Genomic DNA, 4,362 nt, shown 5'->3' with positions numbered 1-4,362 from the left:
GTCGTGCGGGACGTGCGGGCGGGGGCGGCACGGCGGCGTCGGGAAGCACATGCCGCCACCTTCCTCGGACACCTCGCCGGGGAGCTGCAGGCTGGCAACGGCATGGCCCCGGCCGTCGCCCACGCCGCCGCGCATCTCCCCGCGGACGCCCCGCTGTCCGACCTGCTCCGCCGGGTCGGGGCGCTCACCCGGCAGGGACGTTCCGCCGCCGCGCTCCTCCGGGAGGGACCACCGGAACTGCGGCCCCTCGGCACCCTGTGGGAGCTGTCCGAGCGGCACGGACTGCCGCTGGTGCCCCTCGTGGAACAGGCGCAACTGCGTATCGACGCCCGCCTCCGCCACCACGCCACCACCAGCGCCACGCTGCAGGGACCGCAGGCCACCGCCGTGATCCTCACCCTGCTGCCCCTGGCGGGGATCGCCATGGGCACGGCGATGGGCGCGCGTCCCCTCAGCCTGCTGTTCGGGGGCGGGCTCGGAGGCCTCCTGCTGGTCACCGGCGTAGCCCTCGCCGCCGGCGGTTTCCTGTGGTCCCGGCACATCATCGGGAGGGCCGCGGCATGACCTCCCTGACGCTCCTCCTGCTGGCCGCCGCCGCGCTGCTGCCGCCACCCCGGCCCGTGACCCGCACGGGGCACCCCGGACCCAAGACCCCACGCGACGGACCGCGGGCCCGCGCGGACGCGGACCGCCTGGCACTCGCCGCCGACATCGACCTCTACGCCGCGTGCCTGCGCGCCGGGCTGAGCCCGGCCACCGCCGCCGCAGCCCTGGTCGAGGCCGGTGCAGACCCCGCCACGCGACCCGCCTGGCGCTCAGTCTCCGCCCTCCTCGCCATCGGGGTGCCGGCGGAACGCGCCTGGTCCGAGGTCGCCGGGATCCCGGGGCTGACGGACGTGGCCGGACTGGCCACCCTGTCGGGCCGCTCCGGGGCCGCCGTGTCGGAGGCCTGCGGCCGCCTCGCCGCCGCGCTACGTGATGAGGCCGCCGCACAGGCCACCGCCCGCGCCGAACGGGCCGGGGTGCTCATCGCCCTGCCCCTGACCCTCTGTTTCCTGCCCGCCTTCCTGGTGCTCGGCCTGGCCCCCGTGGTCATCAGCCTCGGCACCGCACTACTCACACACTGACCACCCAGTCACCCCACGAAGGAGAACACCATGCAGAACATCCCCACCCTCACCGTCCTGACCAGCCGATTCCGCGCCAAGCTCGCCGACGAGTCCGGGATGAGCACCATCGAATACGCCATGGGCAGCCTGGCCGCCGCGGCCCTGGCGGCGGTGCTCTACGGCGTCATCAACGCCTCGGCCGTCGTCGACGCCATCGAGTCGATCATCACCGGCGCGCTGTCCAACACGCCGTGACCACCATCGAGACGGCCCTCGGGATCGGCAGCCTCGTCACGGTCTGCGCACTCCTCGTCGCGGGCCTGGCGACCATGTCGGCGCACCTGGCCGCCGTGGACACCGCGGGGGCGGCCGCCCGCTCCCACGCCATCGGGCGGGAGTTCGTGCCTGTCCGGGGCGTGGTCCACGTGACCGAGCACGGCGGGTTGGCCACGGCCACCGCCACCGTCCCGGGCCCGCTGGGGTCACGCAGCCACGCGGCGGTCTTCCCGGTGGAGGTGCCCTGACGTGCCCACGATCGTCACGGCCGGGGTCGCCGCCGCGCTGTTCAGCCTCGGAGTGGTCCTGCTGGGTGCGGCCGGCCAGGTCAGCGCCCACCATGAGGCGCAGGTGGCGGCCGACCTCGCGGCGGTCGCCGGGGCGTTCGCCGTCTACCACGGCGAGGACGGCTGCGCCGTGGCGGCGGTGGTGGCCGAGGACAACGGGGCGTCGCTGAGCGGATGTCGCGGGACGGGGGCGGACCTCACCGTCACCGCCCGTATCCGCGGAAGGGAGGTCACGTCGACGGCGGGCCCGGTGTAGCGCCCGTCATGGTCACCAGCGCGCCGAGGAGCTTGAGGGCACCGGCCTTGTCCAGCGGATTGTTGCCGTTGCCGCACTTCGGGGACTGCACGCAGGAGGGGCAGCCGGACTCGCAGCCGCAGGACCGGACGGCCTCGAAGGTGGCCTCGATCCACTCGGGAAAGCGGGCGAAACCCTCGTCGGCGAAGCCCGCGCCGCCCGGGTGGCCGTCGTAGACGAAGACGGTCGGCAGCATCGTGTCCGGGTGCAGGGCCGTCGAGACACCGCCGATGTCCCAGCGGTCGCACGTGGCGATGAGCGGCAGCAGCCCGATCGCCGCGTGCTCCGCCGCGTGGAGCGTGCCGGGGGTGTCCCCGGCGGTCACCCCCATGGCCTCGAGGGCGAGGGGGTCGACCGTGTACGCCACCGCCCGGGTGGTCAGACGCTGCTCCGGCATGTCCAGCGGCACGACGTCGGCGGTGCTGCCGTCGGCGAGTTTGACGATGTACCCGGTCACCCGGTCGGTCACCTCCACCGCGACGTTGGCCACCCACAGGCCGGGGGAGTAGTTGACCAGCTCATGCTCGGCGGGACCGTCGATGATGCGGATGTCCGTCTCGGAACGGGCGATGGTCGAGTAGTCGGGCACGTCCGGCCGCGCCAGAGCGATGTGGTCCTCGAAGTCGAGTTCCTCGATGACGAAGCTCTCCCCCTGGTGCAGGTACACCGCGCCGGGGTGCACCTGGGCGGCGGCGCGGGCCGCGTCCACCGTGCCGAGGAGCCGCCCGTCGGAGACGTCGACGATGAGCACCTCCTCGCCGGAGCCACCCCGCAGGTTCAGGGCGGCGTGGGCGGTTTCGGGGGTGAGGGGGGCATCGAGAAGCGGGGTGGGGAACCACCCACGCGGGCGACGCCGCAGGAGACCGTCGGCGGTGAGCTCGTCGACGACCTCCGCGGCGTCCAGCGCCGCGACGTCCGCCTCCGACAGAGGCTTCTCGACGGCCGCGCAGTACACGTGTCCCCGCAGGACATAGGGGTTGCGGGGGTTGAACACCGCGCGCTCCACGGGGCGACCCAGGAGCGCCTCGGGGTGGTGGACGAGGTAGGTGTCCATGGGCTCGTCGCGCGCGACGAGCACCACGATCGAGCCCTGCCCACGTCGTCCCGCCCGGCCGGCCTGCTGCCAGAAACTGGCCACCGTGCCGGGGAACCCGGCGGTGACGACGGCGTCGAGCCCACCGACGTCGATGCCCAGCTCGAGGGCGTTGGTGGTGGCGACACCGAGGAGGGCGCCGTCGTCGAGCTGCCGCTCCAGACGACGACGGTCCTCCGCCAGGTAGCCCGCCCGGTAGGCCGCGATACGACGGGCGAAGTCCGGCCGCCCCATCGCGGAGAGATCCTCGGCCGCACGCAGGGCGACCAGCTCCGCGGAGCGACGGGAACGGACGAACGTGAGGGTACGGGCACCCTCCGCGACGAAGGACGCCATGATCCCGGCCGCCTCCGAGGTCGCGGCCCGGCGGACCGGGGCCCCGTTCTCCCCCTCGACGCCCTCGAGGAAGCCCGGCTCCCACAGCAGGACGGAGCGGGCCCCGGTGGGGGCGCCGTCCCGGGTGACCGCCGTGACCGGCCGGCCGATGAGGTTGGCGGCGTGCGCGGCCGGGTCGTTCGCGGTGGCCGACGCCAGGACCACCGTGGGGGTGGAACCGTAGTGCGCCGCCAGCCGCAGGAGCCGACGCAGCACCAGGGCGACGTGCGCGCCGAAGACCCCGCGGTAGGTGTGGCACTCGTCGACGACGATGAACCGCAGCCGACGCAGCACACGGGCCCACCGGGCGTGGTGGGCGAGCAGCGACACGTGCAGCATGTCCGGGTTGGTGAACACGAACCGCGCGGAGTCCCGGATCCCGGCACGGGCCTCGGTCGGGGTGTCACCGTCGTAGGGGGCCGGATGCACCGACTCCAGGCCGTCCACCGCGCGGGTGAGCGCGGAGACCGTCTGCAGCTGATCGGAGCCCAGGGCCTTCGTCGGGGTGAGGTAGAGGGCACAGGCGGTGGGGTCCGCGGCGAGCGCACTGAGAACCGGCAGGAGATAACCGAGCGACTTGCCCGAGGAGGTGCCGGTGGCGACGACGACGTCCGTTCCCCCGTGCGCGAGCTCCGCGGTGGCCGCCTGGTGGCTGTAGAGCGCCGGAATGCCCCCGTCGACGAGATATTCACGCAACGGGGGGTGGATCCACGCCGGCCAGGGGGCCGATTCCGCGGGGCGGGCGGGCTGCACCGTGGAATAGGTGCAGGTCGAGGCGGGGAAACGGCGGGTGATCGCAGCGGTGAGTTCTTCGCCCAGATGGTGCGGACCCGTCATCTTGATCACCCCTGTATGTGGGAGAGCCCCCGGCTTTTAGGGGTCTTTTTGACCCGGAATTGACGTAAGACTATCGCGGCGACCTAATCC

At 73.5% G+C, this 4,362-nt stretch carries 6 protein-coding genes; 5 read left to right on the top strand and 1 reads right to left on the bottom strand.

The features are described 5' to 3' along the window. From GXZ33_RS01510 to GXZ33_RS01490, 5 genes are all read left to right on the top strand, one after another. A partial coding sequence (locus tag GXZ33_RS01510; RefSeq protein ID WP_291339099.1) for a type II secretion system F family protein occupies positions 1-564 on the top strand: 564 nt, incomplete at its 5' end. After that, a complete protein-coding gene (locus tag GXZ33_RS01505) occupies positions 561-1,127 on the top strand; it encodes a type II secretion system F family protein (protein ID WP_291339098.1) in 567 nt (188 codons plus the stop codon). The genes GXZ33_RS01510 and GXZ33_RS01505, both read left to right, overlap by 4 nt. Before the next feature lie 30 nt (positions 1,128-1,157). Then, positions 1,158-1,364, top strand: a complete 207-nt coding sequence (locus tag GXZ33_RS01500) for a DUF4244 domain-containing protein (protein WP_291339097.1) — start codon at positions 1,158-1,160, stop codon at positions 1,362-1,364. Further along, positions 1,361-1,633: a hypothetical protein gene (locus GXZ33_RS01495; RefSeq protein WP_291339096.1), complete on the top strand. Its 273-nt coding sequence runs from the start codon at positions 1,361-1,363 to the stop codon at positions 1,631-1,633. The genes GXZ33_RS01500 and GXZ33_RS01495 overlap by 4 nt, the downstream gene beginning before the upstream one ends. Position 1,634: 1 nt before the next feature. Then, positions 1,635-1,928, top strand: coding sequence for an Rv3654c family TadE-like protein (locus tag GXZ33_RS01490; protein WP_291339095.1), 294 nt, complete (start codon positions 1,635-1,637; stop codon positions 1,926-1,928). On the opposite strand, the gene GXZ33_RS01485 is transcribed toward GXZ33_RS01490, so the two are convergent. After that, positions 1,903-4,272: a DEAD/DEAH box helicase gene (locus GXZ33_RS01485; protein ID WP_291339094.1), complete on the bottom strand. Its 2,370-nt coding sequence runs from the start codon at positions 4,270-4,272 to the stop codon at positions 1,903-1,905. The genes GXZ33_RS01490 and GXZ33_RS01485 overlap by 26 nt on opposite strands. Between the last annotated feature and the right edge of the window lie 90 nt (positions 4,273-4,362).

This window comes from Corynebacterium sp. (genome assembly GCF_012838985.1).
In the GTDB taxonomy this organism is placed as follows: Bacteria; Actinomycetota; Actinomycetes; order Mycobacteriales; family Mycobacteriaceae; genus Corynebacterium.
The sequence above is the reverse complement of the archived record's forward strand: the minus strand, read 5'-3'. Positions and strand labels throughout refer to the sequence as shown.